Annotated in this window: 17 protein-coding genes; 7 read left to right on the forward strand and 10 right to left on the reverse strand. The window is 35.5% G+C overall.

All coding sequences use genetic code 11. The features are described 5' to 3' along the window. Positions 1-119: 119 nt before the first annotated feature. From recO to AC3WV0_RS08210, 4 genes are read right to left on the reverse strand one after another with little or no spacing between them, the layout of a single operon-like run. Complete coding sequence (gene recO / locus AC3WV0_RS08195; RefSeq protein WP_488845571.1) at positions 120-806, reverse strand: DNA repair protein RecO; 687 nt, start codon at positions 804-806, stop codon at positions 120-122. Continuing rightward, positions 806-3091: a type IX secretion system anionic LPS delivery protein PorZ gene (gene porZ, locus AC3WV0_RS08200; protein ID WP_488845573.1), complete on the reverse strand. Its 2286-nt coding sequence runs from the start codon at positions 3089-3091 to the stop codon at positions 806-808. Before porZ ends, recO begins: the two co-directional genes overlap by 1 nt. A gap of 2 nt (positions 3092-3093) precedes the next feature. Beyond that, on the reverse strand, positions 3094-4044 hold the full coding sequence (locus AC3WV0_RS08205) for a bifunctional metallophosphatase/5'-nucleotidase (protein WP_488845575.1): 951 nt from the start codon (positions 4042-4044) through the stop codon (positions 3094-3096). Further along, on the reverse strand, positions 4044-4802 hold the full coding sequence (locus tag AC3WV0_RS08210) for a 5'-nucleotidase C-terminal domain-containing protein (RefSeq protein ID WP_488845577.1): 759 nt from the start codon (positions 4800-4802) through the stop codon (positions 4044-4046). The genes AC3WV0_RS08205 and AC3WV0_RS08210 overlap by 1 nt, the downstream gene beginning before the upstream one ends. Before the next feature lie 182 nt (positions 4803-4984). On the opposite strand from AC3WV0_RS08210, the gene dapA reads away from it, so the two are divergent. The 4 genes from dapA to AC3WV0_RS08230 all read left to right on the forward strand — a co-directional run bounded on the left by dapA (position 4985) and on the right by AC3WV0_RS08230 (position 7805). Next, positions 4985-5857, forward strand: a complete 873-nt coding sequence (dapA, locus tag AC3WV0_RS08215; RefSeq protein WP_488845579.1) for a 4-hydroxy-tetrahydrodipicolinate synthase — start codon at positions 4985-4987, stop codon at positions 5855-5857. A gap of 133 nt (positions 5858-5990) precedes the next feature. Further along, positions 5991-6497, forward strand: coding sequence for a GNAT family N-acetyltransferase (locus AC3WV0_RS08220; protein WP_488845581.1), 507 nt, complete (start codon positions 5991-5993; stop codon positions 6495-6497). Between the two features lie 295 nt (positions 6498-6792). Continuing rightward, positions 6793-7365, forward strand: a complete 573-nt coding sequence (locus AC3WV0_RS08225) for a helix-turn-helix domain-containing protein (protein ID WP_488845583.1) — start codon at positions 6793-6795, stop codon at positions 7363-7365. Next, positions 7362-7805, forward strand: coding sequence for a response regulator (locus tag AC3WV0_RS08230; protein WP_488845585.1), 444 nt, complete (start codon positions 7362-7364; stop codon positions 7803-7805). Before AC3WV0_RS08225 ends, AC3WV0_RS08230 begins: the two co-directional genes overlap by 4 nt. A 501-nt stretch (positions 7806-8306) precedes the next feature. On the opposite strand, the gene recG is transcribed toward AC3WV0_RS08230, so the two are convergent. From recG to AC3WV0_RS08255, 5 genes are all read right to left on the reverse strand, one after another. Next, positions 8307-10391 (reverse strand): ATP-dependent DNA helicase RecG, encoded by a 2085-nt coding sequence (gene recG / locus AC3WV0_RS08235; RefSeq protein ID WP_488845587.1) that lies wholly within the window; start codon positions 10389-10391, stop codon positions 8307-8309. A gap of 73 nt (positions 10392-10464) precedes the next feature. Next, positions 10465-10998 carry a thioredoxin family protein gene (locus AC3WV0_RS08240; protein WP_488845589.1) on the reverse strand — a complete coding sequence of 178 codons (534 nt, stop codon included), beginning with the start codon at positions 10996-10998 and terminating at the stop codon, positions 10465-10467. Positions 10999-11038: 40 nt separating this feature from the next. Further along, complete coding sequence (locus AC3WV0_RS08245) at positions 11039-12550, reverse strand: peptide MFS transporter (protein ID WP_488845591.1); 1512 nt, start codon at positions 12548-12550, stop codon at positions 11039-11041. A 140-nt stretch (positions 12551-12690) separates the two neighbouring features. Next, the gene (locus AC3WV0_RS08250; RefSeq protein WP_488845593.1) at positions 12691-14445 is read right to left on the reverse strand and encodes a peptide MFS transporter; all 1755 of its coding nucleotides are present in this window, start codon (positions 14443-14445) and stop codon (positions 12691-12693) included. 134 nt (positions 14446-14579) lie between these two features. Beyond that, positions 14580-16235, reverse strand: a complete 1656-nt coding sequence (locus AC3WV0_RS08255) for a peptide MFS transporter (RefSeq protein WP_488845595.1) — start codon at positions 16233-16235, stop codon at positions 14580-14582. A gap of 65 nt (positions 16236-16300) precedes the next feature. Here AC3WV0_RS08255 and AC3WV0_RS08260 point away from each other — a divergent pair, with 65 nt between their 5' ends. Then, positions 16301-16555, forward strand: coding sequence for a hypothetical protein (locus AC3WV0_RS08260; RefSeq protein WP_488845597.1), 255 nt, complete (start codon positions 16301-16303; stop codon positions 16553-16555). Then, on the forward strand, positions 16545-16784 hold the full coding sequence (locus tag AC3WV0_RS08265) for a type II toxin-antitoxin system RelE/ParE family toxin (RefSeq protein ID WP_488845599.1): 240 nt from the start codon (positions 16545-16547) through the stop codon (positions 16782-16784). Before AC3WV0_RS08260 ends, AC3WV0_RS08265 begins: the two co-directional genes overlap by 11 nt. 118 nt (positions 16785-16902) lie before the next feature. Here the strand turns inward: AC3WV0_RS08265 and AC3WV0_RS08270 are convergent, their stop codons facing one another. Then, positions 16903-19032, reverse strand: a complete 2130-nt coding sequence (locus tag AC3WV0_RS08270) for a S9 family peptidase (protein WP_488845601.1) — start codon at positions 19030-19032, stop codon at positions 16903-16905. A gap of 118 nt (positions 19033-19150) precedes the next feature. On the opposite strand from AC3WV0_RS08270, the gene AC3WV0_RS08275 reads away from it, so the two are divergent. Further along, positions 19151-19624, forward strand: a complete 474-nt coding sequence (locus AC3WV0_RS08275; RefSeq protein WP_488845603.1) for a hypothetical protein — start codon at positions 19151-19153, stop codon at positions 19622-19624. The last annotated feature ends 7 nt before the right edge of the window (positions 19625-19631 follow it).

Raw genomic sequence — 19631 nt, forward strand, 5'->3', positions numbered from 1 at the left:
GAGTTAGACTTTGTTCCATAAGGACTCAATAAATTGATTTTACTAAGTTTTTTAAGCTAAAGACTCTTAATTTCTTAATGTTAAAAATAATTTATAAATTTAAACAGGCTCTTACACTTTTATTCAAATATCTGCTGTATTACTTCAAGCGAAGCAGGAATTCTGAAATCGGTGATATGATAATGATAATAGACCAGCAAACTGTCCAGAAAGTCTTTCCTGAATGCGGAAGGAATTTTTATCTGATAAGGATTTTCTGAAGACAAAAGCGTTTGCCATATTGCGGAAATTTCTTCCGTAAAAATCTGATGCATGATCTCTATTGAAAAGGTTCCTGTTTCAGGATCAAGAAATTTGCCGTTGTTTAATAAAGGTGCAACGCCCTGAATTTTTAAAACTTTAATCAAAAAAATGAGATGTGACTGGTAGTTCTGGTTTTCCAGTTCATCAATGAATTCTTCCAGACAGAAGAAAATATGATGGTTTTTATTCTCATGCTTTAAATTTTGATTTAAAAAATCTGAAACGAAAAATACAACAGAATTACATCGGATGTCTGAATAGATATCGTTGCTTTTTATCATTTCAAATTTAGAAATGGTCTGTATTCCGTTTCCTCTCGCCGGAAGTAGAGAAAAATTAAGCTTACTTAATGGCAGAAGCAATGCCTTTTTTTTATTTTTCCGGGTATAGATTCCCTTTAAAAAATAAGACTGAAAGCCTTCATCTTCTGTAAAACAGTGCAGAACTGCATCGTTTTCACCGTATTTGATATATGATAATAAAAATCCGTTCTGTGAATTCATTAATTAACTACCGCAATCTTTGCTGTTGCTTTGTCGGAACCGTCTTCATTAGTCATCAGGACAAAATACACACCGGAAGCCACTCTTGTCCCTCTCTGATTATTAAGATCCCATTCATAATATCCACCTCTTGCTACTGCAGAATGCACTACATTACCGGCAGCATCAGCAATTCTGATATTCGTTACTTCTGCCAGCCCTTTGATGGTCACTTTCCCTTTAAAATTAGAATATACAACAGGATTCGGGTAAACAAGCACGTTTCCGAAGCCTGAACCTACATCGGCGACATCTCCCTGATAAGTTACAATTCCGTCATAAGATGCAAAATATACCTTTCCTGTTTTTTTATCTACTTTAATATCTGTAATGCTATTGGTAGGAAGAGGAGAGTTTTCTTTCGTAAAATGCTTTACCGTCTGTTGTCCGTCAGCAGATAAATAATAAACACCACCGCCGTCTACAGAAACCCATTTATGATCCCCTGCGTCTACTTCAATCTGCAAAATCTGAGAATCTCTGAAAAGCTCTTCTCCCAAGCCGTTTTGTTCGATAATGATTGGCTCTACCGTGGCAGTAGCAGGTGTTTTAACAGCTGAAACAGCATCCGGTAAAATTCTTAATCCCATATCTCCACCAATCCACGCATCTCCTGATTTGTCAAGAGCTACAGAAATTGTTCCTCCTGAATTTGTCGCAAAACCATTGGATTGATTTAAAATATAGGCTGTATCGTCAGACGTATTTACTGTTTTTTTTGCATCATAAGCAATAAAACTATTAACCCTCGGAATTGGTATCCATAATAAACCTTCATAAAATAAAGGTTTTTGTGCGGCACCAAAATTTAAGTTTGTATTTTTTATAAGAAAATTATCGGTTGCTCTATCATAAGCTCCGATTGCTGTAAACTGCCCAACTTCGGGTCCATCAGCGGAGAAAGCTATGGTTACGAAAAGATTGTTTCCATCATCAAAAGCTAAACCTACTGCTCGTCTTGCCAGAATGTTGTCGGTTCCTAAATTATAATTTTTAGTAAATATAAAATCTTTATTAGTAGCATTATACTTCATCTTATATACACCACGCCCAGTTGCAGTCGTGTAATTTGTGAAGAAAACATCATCCGGATTAGCCGGATCTGAAACCACATCCAAAATGTTGAACCACGTTGTACTTCCTATGAAATATGAAGGATAAATCCACTCCATACCATTGAAATAATAGAACCCAGGATTCTTCGGATTGTAAATACCTGTATTAAATCTTCCTTCTCTTCCTCCGGTAGATACCAGAATTTGATTGTCACCATACAGACTCATTTTATAAGCATAATTAAAATAAGGGCCATCTGGCTTGAAGGAATTACTGCTTTCATTTTTTATTCCTGATAAAACGGTTCCGCCATATACGTTGCCTCCGACAGTTGTTGCCGTATTGCATTCTTCGCCGAAACTGACAGTATTAGTAAAGTTTCCGTTGGTATTAAATGTGTAAACTCTGTTTACATCTGTTACAACAATATTATTACTGTTTACAACAACATCTCTTACATTACCGAAAGTCTGGGATAGGGGAGATGAAACCCCGCCGTTATAAAGATATGCTGTTGTTGCCGATGAAAAACTTAAAACCCCTTCCGAATCAATATGCCTGAAAGATCCTGCCATTTCTGTATTCCATGTTGTAAAAACAGGAAATGTGGTGTTCATTTCATGGCTTTTTAGGGCAGTATCCGTGACCGCGTATACTTTATTTCCGAAAATAGTTGCTTCGTTGCTCGCTTCATAGATTCCTCCTGTTAAGAAGAAAGCCGAATCTTTGAATTCTTTTTTCTTTAAATCAAAAATAGAAACTCCATAACCTACAGAAATTACGGCAAGGTCTCCCGTTATCGAAATATGGTTAATTTTTTTACTTCCATTATATCCTGTAGCAATAGGAATATCTACAACATAAGTGATACCATCAGGAGTAATTACATCCAGCGAACCATTCTGATACCCTATAAGGGCAATCTTGTTCTGTGGATTGTAATCAAATGCTGAAATTTTAACCTCATGCAAGCCGTTTGCTTTAGACAGCTTGGTAATTTCACCCGAAGAAATTGTATAATAAAATATCCCGTTTTCTGCAGCTGCAACTATTTTTCCATTGTCTTCTTTCATGGCGGTGACATTGTTATAAGAAAAAAGGTCGGCCCATTTTTTTGAAGAAATAGTTTGTGCATTTGCCATTTGCAGGGATGCTAAAACACCAAGAGAAATTAAAGAGAGTTTTTTCATACTTATGCTATTATGCTGCTGTCGATTACCTGATTATTCCAGGCAATATGTTTTATATTTTTATTGGAATCAAAGAAAAAATCTATTCTGCCTAACAAAAGACCTGCCCATCCTACCTGATTTACAAGAACATTTTTGCCCTGTCTGTTGGTGAAAGTCTGGGGTTCAGGCAAAAAAGTATGGGTATGGCCACCCAGAATGAGATCTATATTTTCTGTTTTAGCGGCTAAGATTTTATCGTTTATTTTGTCCGGTTCATCTTTGTAATCATATCCGATATGAGAAAGACAGATCACAAGATCACATTTCTGTTCGTTTTTAAGGAAGTTAGAATAATGCTGAGCAACATCTACAGGATCTGAATATACCGTTTCTCCATATTGTTTTTTTCCTACCAACCCGTCAAGCTGAATGCCTACCCCGAAAATTCCTACCTTAATTCCGTTTTTATTAAAGATTTTATAAGGTGAAGTTTTTCCGTCGAGAACGGTATTTTTAAAATCATAATTTGAACAGATAAATGGAAACTGAGCGTTTGGTAACACTTTTAAGAATCCGTCAAGACCATTATCAAAATCATGATTTCCCATGGTTGAAGCATCATATTTCATCATGGACATTAATTTGAATTCCAGCTCACCTCCAAAAAAATTAAAATAAGGAGTTCCCTGAAAAATATCCCCTGAATCAAGAAGCAGAACATTACTTTCCTGATTTCTGATCTGCTGAATCAGACTTGCCCGTCTTGCAAAGCCTCCCTGATTGGGATTTTTGGTATAGCTGGCATCAAAAGGCTCAATTCTGCTGTGCTGGTCATTGGTATGAAGAATGGTAAGTTTGCTTGCGGATTTCAGATCAAAAATCTTTAATTCTTCCGCCATCATCATATTGGGAGCTAAAGCCATTGCCAAAGTTCCGCCGCCTATTGCTTTTAAAAAACTTTTTCTATCCATTACTTTTTACCAATAAAATTTAAACGAATATCTGTATTTGGATTTACTTCAGGAGATTTCTTAAAATAATCGATAAACAAATCTCTAAGTTTAATTCCGGTTGGAATCATTTCTCCTTTAGAAAAGAATTTCATATTGTCACCACCTAAAGCCAGATAATCTGAAGTGGCAATGTAGTATTCCTGATCAGGATTTACTGTTTTTCCGTTGATTAAAGCTTTGGTTAGTTGCCCGTTATTAGTTTCAATATATAGATGAGAAACAGGATTATTCACCTGAGTTTTTGCATAATAATCAAAAAGTCCTTGTAAATCAATTCCTTTCATTTTTACAATAATTACTTCATTTTCGAAAGGCATTACCTCAAAAACGCTTTTCAGCAGAATATTTCCTTTTCCTATTGTTGTACGGATTCCTCCGATGTTGATCAGAGCGGCATCAACGTCTTTTTTGAGATTTGTTTTTGCCCATGCGTCAGCTCCGTCAAATGTATAGTCAGCTAAAAGATTACCCAGATTACTGTTATCTCCCTGCTTGGTAAGATCTACATTTGTATAGGAGATCTTCTGATTCATTTCTTTATCCAGTTTCTGTTTATAGGGTTCAATAACTTTTACAAACTCCTCATCATTTTTCAGCTCATTATTAATAGAAATATTTTTCTGGGTCTGTACATCTGCTACCTGCAGCGATGAAGCTGTTTTGCAGGCAGAAAGAGCAGTCAGAGCAATTCCTAATAACAAGAATTTATTTTTCATATGCATCAAATTATTATCATGAACTGTATACCGGCATGTTTTTATAAAAAACAATTTTCGGACATAGCAATCCATAATATCTTTTAGTATATGCAAATATAATTATATGTATAATAAAACATTATTATTTATGACAAATTCTTAGGGTAAATTATTAAATTTGGAAAAAATTATTCTAACAGATGAGCATTTTAAAAGGAGTAGGTGTTGCGTTGGTGACACCCTTTAATGAAGATTTATCCGTAGATTTCGAAAGTTTAACGAAATTAGTTGAATACAACATCGAAAACGGAACCAATTATTTAGTTGTTTTGGGAACTACAGCCGAGGCTGCAACGCTTTCTGCTGAAGAGAAGAAACAGGTGATTGAGCATATCATTAAGGTTAATAACAAACGCCTGCCATTGGTTTTAGGAATCGGAGGCAACAATACTCTTGAAGTAAAAAAACAGATTGAAGAGGCAGATCTTTCTGCATTTGATGCGGTACTTTCCGTTTCCCCTTATTACAATAAACCTAATCAGGAAGGTCTTTATCAGCATTATAAAGTGTTGGCTTCCACAGGAAAAAATATTATTATTTACAATGTTCCGTCAAGAACCGGACAAAATATTGAGGCTGAAACAACTTTGCGTCTGGCAAAAGAGTTCCCGAATTTGTTTTTAATTAAAGAAGCTGCACCAAATATTTTACAGTATTTTGATATTTTGAGAAAGAAACCTGAAGGATTCAATCTGGTTTCAGGAGATGATGAATTTACACTTCCGGTAACTCTGGCGGGCGGAAACGGGGTGATTTCCGTAATTGCCCAGGCATATCCTAAAGAATTTTCAACAATGGTTCAGCTGGCTTTTGACGGAAAAGTAAAAGAGGCTTATGAAATTCATAATAAACTGGTTGAAATTACAAGGCTCATCTTTGCAGAAGGAAATCCGTGCGGAATCAAAGTTATTCTAACCGAAAAAGGAATTATTAAAAATTATTTGAGACTTCCGTTAGTTCCTGCATCAGAAGGATTGTATGCAAAAATTAAAGCTGAAATGGCAAATATTTAAGGTCATGTGTCAATAATTTAATGGTGAATCTCATTTAAAATTTAAATAACGATTTATTTTAAACGGACAATGACAACTTATAACGGGTGGAAAGGCAAAGTCTTTTCACCTTTTTTAATCATAATTTAAGATCATGAAATTTATAAAAGCAACAGAAAAAGATATTCCACTCATTCAGGATCTTGCGAGAAGATCGTGGATGCATGCATACGCAGAAATACTGTCACCGGAACAAATAGAATATATGCTAAATACGATGTATTCTGAGAAAGAAATCGGAAATCATTTACAGAATCCGGACTATCATTATTATTTGATTTTTGATGAAGTCAATAATTCATTCGATGGTTTTTTAGGTTATCAGCATGGCTACGAAGAAAAAACTACAAAGCTACACAGAATTTATCTGGTTCCGGAAAGCAAAGGAAAAGGAATTGGTAAAATGGCAGTTCACTTTTTAAAAGAAAGAGTAGTGGAAAGCTTGGATACAAGGATAATCCTTAATGTAAATAAAGAAAATAAAGCAAGAAAATTTTACGAATCTCAAGGCTTTAGTGTTTATAATGAGGTAGTTGTAGATATTGGACAAGGTTTTGTAATGGATGATTATGAAATGGAATTTTATATCACCTACATATGACTTAAAATTCTGTAATATTCCATTATAATTCTATAAAATGTGATGTATTTATTTTTTTCATCTTTGTAAAAGAGCCAAATCATGTATAACAATATTCATATGCTTGATTTTGAGCTGTTTTCAGCTTTTTATCAGTATATTTTTTTTCATCCTTAGTGTTTAAATTCCTGTAGTATTACTGCAGGAATTTTTTTATACATATGTAAAGAATACTATTTTTATTTTATATCACTTGTAATTGATATAAAAATGTTATATTTACCATAAACATTAAATACATAAAATAGGGATGAAAATGTATGTAAAATTCGATTTCAATACGCTCTGCAGGAAGGTATTGGAAGAAAAACTTAAGGCTCAGGGAGTAAAATACAGGCTCCTCAACTTCGGAGAAGTAGAGCTTTACGAATCTCTTACAGAGGAACAATGCAAAGCTTTCAGGGAAAACCTGGAGGATTATGGAATAGAAATTATTGAAAGTCAGAAAACAGCATTGGTTCAGAAAATAAAAGATGCCATTGCAGAACTTGTCGGATCTGATGACATTATTCCAGTGAAGGCCTCGATCTACATAGCGGAAAGGCTCAATCATAGTTACGGTTATCTTTCTACGCTTTTTTCTGAGGTTGCAAATACTTCGATAGAAAATTTTATCATTATTCAAAAGATCGAATATGCCAAGGACTTGATCCTCAACAGCAGGCAGAATCTTACAGAAATTGCTCAAAGGCTGAATTACTCCAGCGTAGCACATCTGAGCACACAGTTTAAAAATACAACAGGAATCACTCCTTCCCAGTTTCAGAAAATTGTTGCAATGAGAAGGAAAGTCCAGCAATATGGTCATCAATATTCTCAAGTCATATGAATAAAGAATATCTTAATATTTTTTTAGCGGACGATGATGAAGGGAAGCTTATACTTTTAGAGAAAATATTGCAGGATTTGAAGATTCATTCTAAAATTAAAACTTTCAGCACCGTAAATAGTTTGATGGATTATTTTCAGCATAATATTTTAATTCCGGAAGTTCTGTTTATGAATTATCACATTCCGGGAAAAAAGTGTCTGGATTTTTTATCGGAAATTAAGGCTGACCGCAGATTTGATCATATGACTGTCATTATTTACTCTAAGAATTTATCAAATGACCAGGAAGAGGAAACTTTTGTAACAGGAGCAAATGTTGTGATGAAAATGCCTGATAATTATAAAGACATGAAGAAAAGTACATCAGAAATAATGTCTGTCACCTGGCAATATCATACTGCGGGACTGAATAAAAATAATTTTATCATGAAAGTGTGAAAAAAAGTACCCGAATTATTTTGAGATTAGAATTAAAGTTCTATATTTGTAAACCAATCTTCACAGAAAGGTGATAAGAATTAAATCTAAGTTATTTTATAAGATCAGTAAAATTAATGGATGAACTGATTGAATAACAGCCGATTCAAGATAAACTAAATTATATAAATCACAATGTTAGTTAAACAAAATGAATTATATACATTTCCAATGATAAGCGCAGAAGATCTTTAAACAAAACGGTACAATCATGAAAACTCGAAAGTTAAAGAATAGAGATTAATTTATTCTTTAGCATGCCAAGTTAGTTTTTATAAATAAGCAATTGGAAACATAATTCATTTTGTTTTTACTTTTTTGTAAGCTGAACACCACATTATTTACACATATTAACAACACACCACATCACAAAGTATTAAGCTGAAACAAGTAAAGTAATTTCTTCAAATAACAGTTTTATAAGGGGGACCGCGTAAAGATTAAGTTCTTTTCGCGGTTTTTTTATGAAATTTTACTCCATTTGTTTTTACCTTTATAATACCTCAGATAATAGTTTTTTATGATCTGATGATCAGGTCTGGACAATAATGGATCGGTTTCCAGGATTTTTTCTACCGTATTTTTAGTGATTTTAATGATTGCGGAATCATTTACCAGATCAAGTCTTTTAAAATCCACCACGCCGCTTTGCTGGGTACCCAATATATCTCCGGGACCACGAAGCTGCATATCTACTTCAGAAATTTTAAAGCCATCAGTGGTCTCCACCATAGTTTTAATACGGGTTCTGCTGTCACTTGACAATTTATCTGAAGTCATCAGGATACAATAACTTTGCTCCGCACCACGCCCGACGCGTCCCCGAAGTTGGTGAAGCTGCGAAAGACCGAATCTTTCTGCACTTTCAATCACCATTACGGAAGCATTGGGAACATTAACACCTACTTCAATCACGGTTGTGGCCACCATGATCTCAGCTTTTCCCGAAGCAAAATAACTCATTGCCGCATCTTTTTCCTCAGGGCGCATTTGTCCGTGAAGCATGGTGACGTTGTAGTTGGAGAAATTGTCCATCACATTTTCCAATCCGGTCATTAAATTTTTATAATCAAGAGTTTCGGATTCTTCAATTAATGGATAAACGAAATATACCTGTCTTCCTTTCCGGATTTCTTCACGACAGAAATTGTACACATAAGCCCTGTCTTTTTCCCTTCTGTGAGCAGTCACGATAGGTTTTCTCCCTACAGGCATTTCATCAATCACAGAAACGTCAAGATCAGAATAAAAGCTCATCGCCAGTGTCCTGGGAATAGGAGTGGCAGTCATAACCAAAATATGAGGAGGTATTTTATTTTTCGCCCACAATTTGGCTCTCTGGGCAACCCCGAATCTGTGCTGTTCATCAATAATGGCAAGTCCTAAATTTTTAAATTTCACTTTATCTTCGAGGACAGCATGGGTTCCCACCAATATGGAAAGCTCGCCATTCTCAAGTTCTTCATGGATGATTTTACGATCAGATTTTTTTGTAGATCCTGTTAATAATCTGACACTAACTTCAGTGTTTTCTAAAAGTTCTTTAATTCCGTTGTAGTGCTGTTGAGCAAGTATTTCGGTAGGTGCCATGATACAGCTCTGAAAACCATTGTCTTTTGCAATCAACATGGTGAGTAAAGCAACCATTGTTTTGCCGGAACCTACGTCTCCCTGTAAAAGCCTGTTCATTTGGATCGGACGCCTCATATCCTGACGGATTTCCTTCAGTACCCTTTTTTGGGCGCCGGTAAGGTCAAAAGGAAGATGATTGGTGTAAAAATCATTAAAATAATCGCCGACAATAGGAAAGGGATTTCCGGCAGTATGACTTTTATGATGAAGTTTTTTTAAACCATAACCCAATTGGAAAAAGAAAGATTCCTCAAATTTTAACCGGTAATCTGCTTTTTTAAAATGCTCCATATCTTTTGGGAAATGAATATTGAGATAAGTATGTTGCCTGGATAAAAATTTAAAAGCTTTCATTAAATATTCTGGGAAATTTTCCTGAATAAGATTGGGAATTTCCTTGCAGATATTCTTCAGAACATTCTGAAAAAACTTTTGATTCAAACCTCTTTTGGTCAGTTTTTCTGAACTCGGATAAATCGGTCTCAGGCGATTGTCATTATCTTTTTTCTCCTCAACTTCTATTTCCGGATGCGGCATAGAAAACTGATTGTTAAAAACATTGATTTTTCCAAATATAAAAATTTCCTGATTAATCGGAAGTTGTTCTTTCATCCACTTTGAATATTGAAACCAGACAAGATCCATCGTTCCGGTGTCATCATTGAACTTTGCGGAAAGTCTTTTGGTTTTTCCGGTTTGCACTTCCTGTACACTTGTTATTTTGCCTTTCAGCTGTACATCTGTGCTCACATCATGAAGCTGGGAAATTTTATGAACTTTGCTTTTATCCAGATAGCGGATCGGGAAGAAATTCAGAAAATCTTCAACGGTGGATATTCCCAACACATTTCTGATGAGCTTGGCTTTTTCCGGTCCTACACCTTTTACGTATTCTATGGAAGTTTCTAAAGTCATTTTTAGCAGCCACGAATTTCGGGAAAAATTAGAAATTAAAAAAGACTTTCAAATCTGAAAGCCTTGTATTTGTTTAATCTTTTATTTTAGATTTAAATTTTGTCTGATAGTCCTCCCACTGTTCTCTGTTCCGGATTTTTTTAAAGATATCTTTTGAAATAAATTCCAGGTAAGGTTCCAGCTCTTTTGCGGACAATTCTCCCTGAAGGATGGTAATGGGGCCGCCTTTTTCATCGAGAAATACAGTACTTGGTACAGCTCCAACATTCATATACTGAGTGAATTCATGTAAAGAGTTTCGACCTTTTTTGTGCTCTGTATTTGCGTTTGAGAATTTTCTTCCAAAAATATGAACCGTATTTTTTTCTTCTGCATTAAATTTTACAGCATAATAATTTTCATTCAGGATGTCCGCAATGATGGGATTTCCGTACGTCTTTTTATCCATGATCTTACAGGGGCCGCACCAGTCTGCATAGAAATCGATCAGTATTTTTTTCGGATTTTCTTTTTGTGCTTTTAAGGCTTCTTCAATAGTAAGCCATTTTACCTGCGCAAAATTCAGAGTGATAATGAAAAGACAAATTATGCTTATAATTTTCTTCATGATTTGATATTTATGTAAAAATAAGCATAATTACCTATTTCTATCTTACCTCCTGCATTAATTTTTTCACAAATGGAGAAATCAAAATTAAGATTACTCCGGCAATTACTGCATACAATCCCAATTGTTTATATCCATCGGTATAAGTGATAAAAGCATCGTAATTGGATGTGCCTTCTTTCGCATCTGCTAATCCTGCGCCGATAATTCCGGCAACATACTGTCCATAGGCTGAAGCAAGGAACCACATTCCCATCATCATCCCCTGAAGATTCTTCGTGGAAAGCTTTGTCATGATTGATAAACCGATGGGAGAAAGGCATAATTCCCCTAATGTAATGATAAGCAGGGCTAAAGTAAAGAAATTAAGTGAAGTGATTCCAGCAGCGTTTACAAAAATCCTTGTTGCAAACAGAACATAATATCCTAATCCCAAAAAAACAAATCCCAGTCCGAACTTTACAATGGTATTGGGCTCAATTTTTCTCTTGTTAAGCCAGATCCAAAGCAGTCCGAGCAAAGGAGCCAAAAATATAATGAAAAACGCACCACCAGAATTATTAACCCCATTCGGATCTAATCCGAAAAGATCATTATTTAAATTTTTTGCTGCAAAAATGCTTAGAGAACCTCCACTTTGCTCATAAATTCCCCAGAATAGGATGGAAAATAAAATGAAAATTAAAGCAGCCCAAAGTTTATTACGTTCGGCAGGGGTTACTTTTGTCATTTCATAAAACAGATAAATCAACGTCAATGGTCCTATAATCAGCATGAAATAATCGGTATATTGTGTTTTAGCAACCATAACCATAATGATCGGAACAAAGATCAGTGATAAAACATATACCCCGTATTCCAGCCATTTGGGAATCGGCGCAGATTTCACTTCATTCATAGGATGTCCCGGCTGAAGGCCGATGGTTCCGAGGCTTCTTTGAGTAAATATGAAATTAATGAGACTCACCACCATTACGATCGCAGCTAATCCGAAAGCAATATTCCATCTTAGTGCTTCAGGAATCAGGTGAGATAAAATTTCACCTTTTCCAATGGCAATACAAAGATATCCTCCAAGCAAAGCTCCGAGATTAATTCCCGCATAAAACAATGAAAATCCTGCATCTGCCCTTGAGTCGTTAGGTTTGTAAAGCTGTCCTACCATTGAGGAAATATTGGGCTTAAAGAAACCGGTTCCGACAACGGTAAATGCTATTCCCAGAAAAAAGAATTTGTGTGGATCTGTTGCCAGAATTAAACTTCCGATAATCATCAACAATCCGCCCCAGAAAAGAGATTTTCTGAAGCCTAATATTTTATCAGCGAAAAGTCCGCCGACAAATGTAAATGCATACACGAAAGCCTGTGTGGCACCATACTGAAGATTGGCTTCTCTTTCATGAAAATTAAGTTGTGAGATCATAAAGAACACGAGCATTCCACGCATTCCGTAGAAACAGAAACGTTCCCACATTTCTGAGAAGAAAAGACTCCAGATCTGTCTTGGATATTTTCCTTTAAAATTTTGTATTTCGTCTAAAGTTAAACTCATAATGATATATGATTAAGTTTTATTGGAGATTATTGTACATTCAATTCAGGACGTAATGCGTCATAAATTGCAAGAACATACGAAAATAAAAAAAACCTCCGACTTGGCAGAGGTTTGGTTTATATTTTATTTAGTACACATTAGTTTACACCGTGCATCATTTTCTTTAAAATAGGTGAGATTAAAGCCAAAATTACAGCTGCAATACCACACAATACAACGAATACCATAAAGAATTCAAATAAATTATGGATTTCAAATCCTGCAAAAGTAGGATTCTCTAAAGGTAATTGAGCTTTTTCAAAAGCAGCCACCTGATCGGCAGTTAACGTTACTTTTTTATCTAAAACATCCTGAAGGTTTACTCCGATTTCCTGTGCCTTGGAAAATTTATCACCTGTTGCCGGAATCAAAGCTCCCAATGAACCTGCCAAAGCATATCCTGCTGCATTGGAAATAAAGAATACTCCGTATAATAATGAAGCAAATCTTTTTGGAGCCAGCTTCCCTACCAATGATAATCCGATTGGAGATAAGCAAAGCTCACCACAAGTCTGGATGAAATATAGAAGCATCAACCATTTGATCGCCAATAAGCCAGAGTTTCCAAGATCTTTTACGTTATGAGCAATAATGAAGTAACTTAAAGCAATTAATGCAAGACCCATCGCCTGCTTCATCGGAGAAACCGGCTCTTTGCCTCTCGCTCTTAATTTATCCCAGATCAAACTGAACGGAACTGCTAATAAAACAACGAAAATACCATTGAAAATCTGCACCATTGATGGGGGCATATTCCATCCGAAGATATTTCTGTCAGTCTGGTTATCTGCGATAAATGTTAATGAAGATCCTGCCTGCTCAAATGCCGCCCAGAAGAAGATAATAAAGAATGATACGATATAGATTACCCAGATTCTCTGTCTTTCAACCTTATTTTCAGCAGAAGTCATAATCAGGAATGCAAGTGAAATACCGGCTGCATAGATGAAAGGATATATGATCCCTTTGATCAGCTGGCCCATTTCCACAGCATTGAATCCGAATTCCCCTACCAAAAGATATCTGAAGGCAAAAAATAAGATTACAAATAATCCTCCTGTGATTCCCAATGCTGTTCCTGAGAATTTAGCAGTCTGTGTTTCTCCCTCTTCGAAATCTGCACTTGTATTATGTTTTGGTAATCCTCCGATCGGTCTTCCTTCCGGGGTTACTACATATTTGTTTTTAAGGATAAAGAATGTTACTGTACCGATAACCATCGCAATCGAAGCGGCAAGAAATCCCCATTTGAATGCAAAAATATCTCTCACTCCTGTGGTAGCATCCTTCACATCTCCTAAATATGGGCAGATGAACTGTCCCAAAAATGCCCCGATATTAATTCCCATATAGAAAATGGTAAATGCGGAGTCCAATTTTGATTTTTCCTGCTTTGGATAAAGGCTTCCCACCATTGATGAAATATTCGGCTTAAAAAAACCGTTTCCAAAAATAATGATGAATAAAGCCAGCCACATAAACATTTTTGCGCTGTCAATACTTCCTGAAAAAGTAGAAGCACTGATAAATAGCAAAAACTGTCCGATGGCCATTAATGATCCACCAATCAGGATCGCATTTCTGTTTCCGATGTATTTGTCGGCAATAAAACCACCCAAAAGTGGCGTAAGATAACATAAAGCTAAAAATCCACCATAGATGATCGCTGCATCAGCTTCTTTTATTAATAAGGAATTTACCATAAAGAGCGTCAAAAGTGCTCTCATTCCATAAAAGTTGAAACGCTCCCACATTTCTGTTCCGAATAAAACCCATAAACCTTTCGGATGTCTGGAACCTTTATTCTCTACAAATTCATCCTGTTTCGGACTTAATGCTTCAGTATTATCCATTTTTTATTGTTAATTTTTGTTAAGACTGACAAATATAGTTTTTTTTGTGTTTTCGGCAAGGTTTTAATTTTATATTTAAATAAAAAAGCTGCAGAATGATTCTACAGCTTTGTTTTCATTATCATTGAAGGAAATTAATGTCCTTTTTCCTTCATGATTTTATTTAACCTTTTTAACATCGAAAGCCCTAAAAGTGTTGCAAATATCAACAGCGCAAAATTTACCAGAAAGTAATTCATCTTATTATCGTAACTGTACCAAGTACTTGCCAGGATTCCGGAAAGCTTATTCCCAACAGAATTCGCAAGGAAAAATCCACCCATCATTAGTGCTGTGATTCTTGCCGGTGAAAGTTTTGATACAAATGATAAACCCATAGGTGAAAGGCATAATTCTCCGACCGTAATCACTCCATACCCAGCCACCAGCCACCATGGAGAAACTTTCACAGCCCCATTGTCTCCCGCCCAGACAGCCAACACCATGACCAGACATGACAGCGCTGAAATAAATAATCCCAGAACAATTTTCGTTGGTGTCAAAGGCTCTTTTCCTCTGCTTCTTAAAAAAGCCCAGAATCCTACCACAACAGGCGTTAAGGCTATTACCCAAAACGGATTGATGGATTGGAATAATTCGGTGTTATATAAATATGTTTTGGCTTCAGGATTTTTTTCTAATGCAGCTCTTTTTTCTGGAGAAATATTTTTAAAATACACATCTTTTCCCTGTACTTTAATAGCTTTACCGTCATTGTCTTTCTGTGACTGGAACTGATCGTCATAAACAGGAACTTCCTTGTTTTCATAGCTTTTCCCTTCAACCATATAAATTCCTTCCAAAGGTTTTTCCAAAGCCGCGGGGACGCTTCTGTCGGTGTAATAATTTGCCCATCTCGTTAAAGCTGTTCCGTTTTGTTTGAAAACTGCCCAGAAAAACATGCTGATCATGAAAACTGATAGCAAGGCCCCGATAGAAGATTTTTCTTCCGGTTTTGCTTTAAAATAAAGTGATGCATAAAAATAAATCACAGGAATACAGGCAAAAATAAAGGCGTCTGTACTGTCACTTCCGAAAATATTTCCGGGAAGTATCCAACCTATGGCTCCGGCAATAATTGCAGGCAAGAATACTTTCACCAAAATTTCAGAAAGCTTGGTGTCTCCTTCCTGTACAGGTTTCATCTGGGCTGCATGGATATAATGTTTCCTACCGATGGTAAAAATAATAAGTCCGACCAGCATTCCGACACCGGCAGTGATAAAGGCTTCGCCCCATCCGAACTTATTCCGCATAAATGCTGCAATAATGTTGCAGATAAAAGCTCCGATATTAATTCCCATGTAAAAAATATTGTATCCGGAATCTTTATTGGCTTTATATGGCTCTTCAGAGTATAAATTTCCCAATAAAGTAGAAATAGTAGGCTTAAAGAAACCGTTTCCGATAATAATTAATGCTAAAGAAGAATAAAACAAGGTAAGGTCTTTAAAAACACCCATCCCGATATATCCGGCAGCCATTAAAATGCCTCCTAAATAAATAGATTTGATATATCCTAACACTCTGTCTGCCAAAAAGCCACCAATGAAAGGCGTTAAATAAGTCAAGGCAATATAAGTCCCGAAAATGTCATCTGCTGTTTTGTCTGGAAGCCCAAGGCCACCTTTTGCGCCAGTCGGCTCGATCACATACAATACAAAAATTCCGAGGATCAGATAATACCCGAAACGCTCCCACATTTCCGTAAAGAAGAGGAATGGCAGTCCCTTAGGATGTTTAGTCTTCATAGTTGATAAATTTCAAATTTCACAAATATAGAATTTTAAAATTTATTAACTTTGAATTAAATAAGATGAAAAAAATGGAAATTACACTGAAAGATTTAGAAAATAATATCAGAACGCTTCCTGAAAATTTTTATGAGGAAGTAAATGATTTTATTGATTTTTTGAAACATAAACATATTAAAGGAAAACAATACGAAGTTCCTGAATGGCAGAAAGAAGAGGTGAGAAGACGGGCGGAATACGCAAGAAAAAACCCACAAAGTTTTGTTTCCGAATCTGAAATGGATACTTATTTAAAGGATTTAGAAAGTGGCGATTGAATTAATTTATAGTCATTTTGCAAAAGAGGATTTAAAAGAGATAAACGATTGGTATAGGAAAATAGATAAAAAACTTTCAAACAATTTTATTAAAGAGTTTCGTACAAAAATCATTTTTATTAAAGAGAATCCCTTATCTGCAGAAATCAAATATGATGATAACAGAATAGCTTACCTTAAAAAATTTCCTTATGGGTTCATTATTTTTACAATGAAAACAAAAATTTAATTGAAATATATTCCATTTTTCATACTTCCAGAGATCCCGAGAAATGGATGGAAAGAAAATAAAAATCCGAATCTACTTTAGAAGATTCGGATTTTTTATATTTAAATTTTACTTGAAATTATAAATTCTCCAAGATAAAATCAGTCATTTTCTGATACAATTGCGGTCTTGTCTGTCCACCGTAAATTCCGTGGTTTTTATCAGGATAAGCCATGAAATCAAACTGTTTTTTGTTCTGAATCAATGCTTCCGAGAATTCCATAGAATTTTGGAAATGTACATTGTCATCGGCAGTTCCGTGGATCAATAAGAATTTTCCTTTCAATAAATTGGCATATTCAGTTGGCGAATTTTTATCGTATCCATCAGGATTTTCCTGTGGAGTTCTTAAGAATCTTTCCGTATATACCGAATCGTAATATCTCCAGTTGGTAACCGGCGCTACGGCAATTCCCATTTTGAAAACGTCTGCACCTTTTGTCATAGCCAAACTGGTCATATAACCTCCAAAACTCCATCCGAACATTCCGATTCTGGATTTGTCGATGTAAGATTGATTTCCGAACCATTTTGCCGCTGCAATCTGATCTTCAATCTCATATTTTCCTAAATTCATATACGTTACTTTCTTGAATTTAGCTCCTTTATAGCCCGTTCCGCGTCCGTCTACACAAGCGATGATGTATCCTTTTTGTGCCAGCATTTCAAACCATAAAGCATTTCCGTTATCCCATGAATTGGCAACCTGCTGAGACCCCGGACCGGAGTACTGAAACATAAACAAAGGATATTTTTTATTTTTATCAAAATTTTTAGGCTTAATGATCCATGCATTCATCTGGTCACCTGCTTCGTTCGGGATGGTGATGAATTCTTTTTCAACAAAATTATCTGCTTTCAGTTTCTGAAGCTGTGCCTCATTGTTCTGAAGTTCTTTTACCAACTTACCGTTTCCGTCTTTCAAAACAAAAGTATAGGGCTTTGCAGCCGTAGATGATGTTTCAATAAAGTAATTATAATTTTTGCTGAAGCTTGCAGAATTATTCCCTTCCGCATTTGAAATGAGCTGAGATTTTCCGTTCTCAATATTTACCTTAGAAACCACTTTGTTGATGCTTCCTTTTTCTGTTGTCTGAACGTAAATTTCCTTTGTTTTTGGATTAAATCCATAATAATCGGTTACTTCCCAGTTTCCTTTCGTAACCTGTTTTTTCAGCTTTCCGTCTTTATCATACCAGTACAAATGTCGGTTGCCGTCACGCTCGGAGCCCCAAAGGAAAGAATCATCCTCTAAAAATTCCAAAGTCGGACTGTCGGTATCAATCCATTTGTCATCCGTTTCGGTGAACAGTTTCTGAACAGCTCCCGTTTTGGTATTTACTTTCAGAACATCGGAAGCATTTTGAACTCTCTCCGAAGTAATCAAAACAATTTCGTCAGCTTTTGCGGTCTGAATAACGTTTGGAATATAATAATTTTTAAACGAGCTTAAATTCAAAGGTGTTGTTTTTCCATTATCTAGACGGTATAGCTGTGCCGAAACTTTAGAATTTTTTTCTCCCGCTTTCGGATATTTATAGCGCATTTCAGATGGGTAAAGCGTTTTACCGTAAATAGGAATATAAATTTCCGGAACTTCACTTTCATCTGATTTTACAAAAACGATCGCATCAGAATTTTTTGTCCATTCATATTGTCTGGCATGCCCGAATTCCTCTTCATATACCCAGTCTGCAAGTCCGTTGATGATTGAATTTTTCTTACCGTCTGTTGTAATCTGTGTAATTTTTCCCGAATTTAAATCCTGATAGAATAAATTGTTATCAGCGATAAATGCAACTTTTGTAGCGTCCGGTGAAAATCTAGGCTCCTGAACAAATTTTCCATCATATAAAGTAACCGTTTTTCCTGATTTTAAATCTTTAATCTCAAATTTTCCAAGAAAAGAATGTCTGTAAATAGGCTCGCTTTCCTTTAACAGAAGAATTTTAGATTCGTCATCAGAAAACTCATAGCTTTCAAACCGTCCATCAACAATATTTCCTTCTTTCTGCGAGGTTTTATAAGAATATTTTGCAATTCCTCCCTGTTCGATGACCAGATAATTTTCACCGTTCTTCATGGAAGTAATGCCGGCAATGCCTTTTCCGCGGTAATATCCTGAATATATTTTGTCTAAAGTGATCTCCTGCGCAGTTAAATTTTGAAATACAGCAGCTATGGTAAGTGTTAATATAAATCTTTTCATTTTTTATTTTAAGCTTTCAAATATAATAATTTTATGGATGGCAAAAAAAGCATTTAAAACTAAGCTTTGGCAAAAGAATTGAATATTGATAAGCATAATCAAATTATAAATAATAATTATGGAAACGAATGCCTTTAACCAAAAACTGAACCGGTACGAACTAAACGATACCATTGTATATACAGGATTTTCAAGTTATAAAGATGCGGAAGAATGCGCTCAGAAGAAAAATGGTGAACTGGTGGAGGTAGGATTTAAGGATGGAAATGATAATCCCGAAATCTGTAATGAAGCACATTTACTGGATAAAAAACTGCATTTTTTAGTAGATGCCGGAGATGAATACAAATTCATTCATTCTTCTGACCCGGGATTCAGAAAGTATGCGGATGAATTACAGAAAATAAAAGCAAAATTACAGCAATCGCCACCGGATGAAAGATATCTGGCTAATTTCGAAATAGAAAACACGGAAGATCCTATTGTTGTCATTAAAAATGATCATTTTGAGTCAGTTACCTCAAGGGAACGTTCAAAATATCTGAAACACGCAAAAGTGTATGAAATAGGAGTTTCAGTACCAAAATCTTAAAATATAA

Source organism: Chryseobacterium sp. 27AL, from assembly GCF_057815395.1.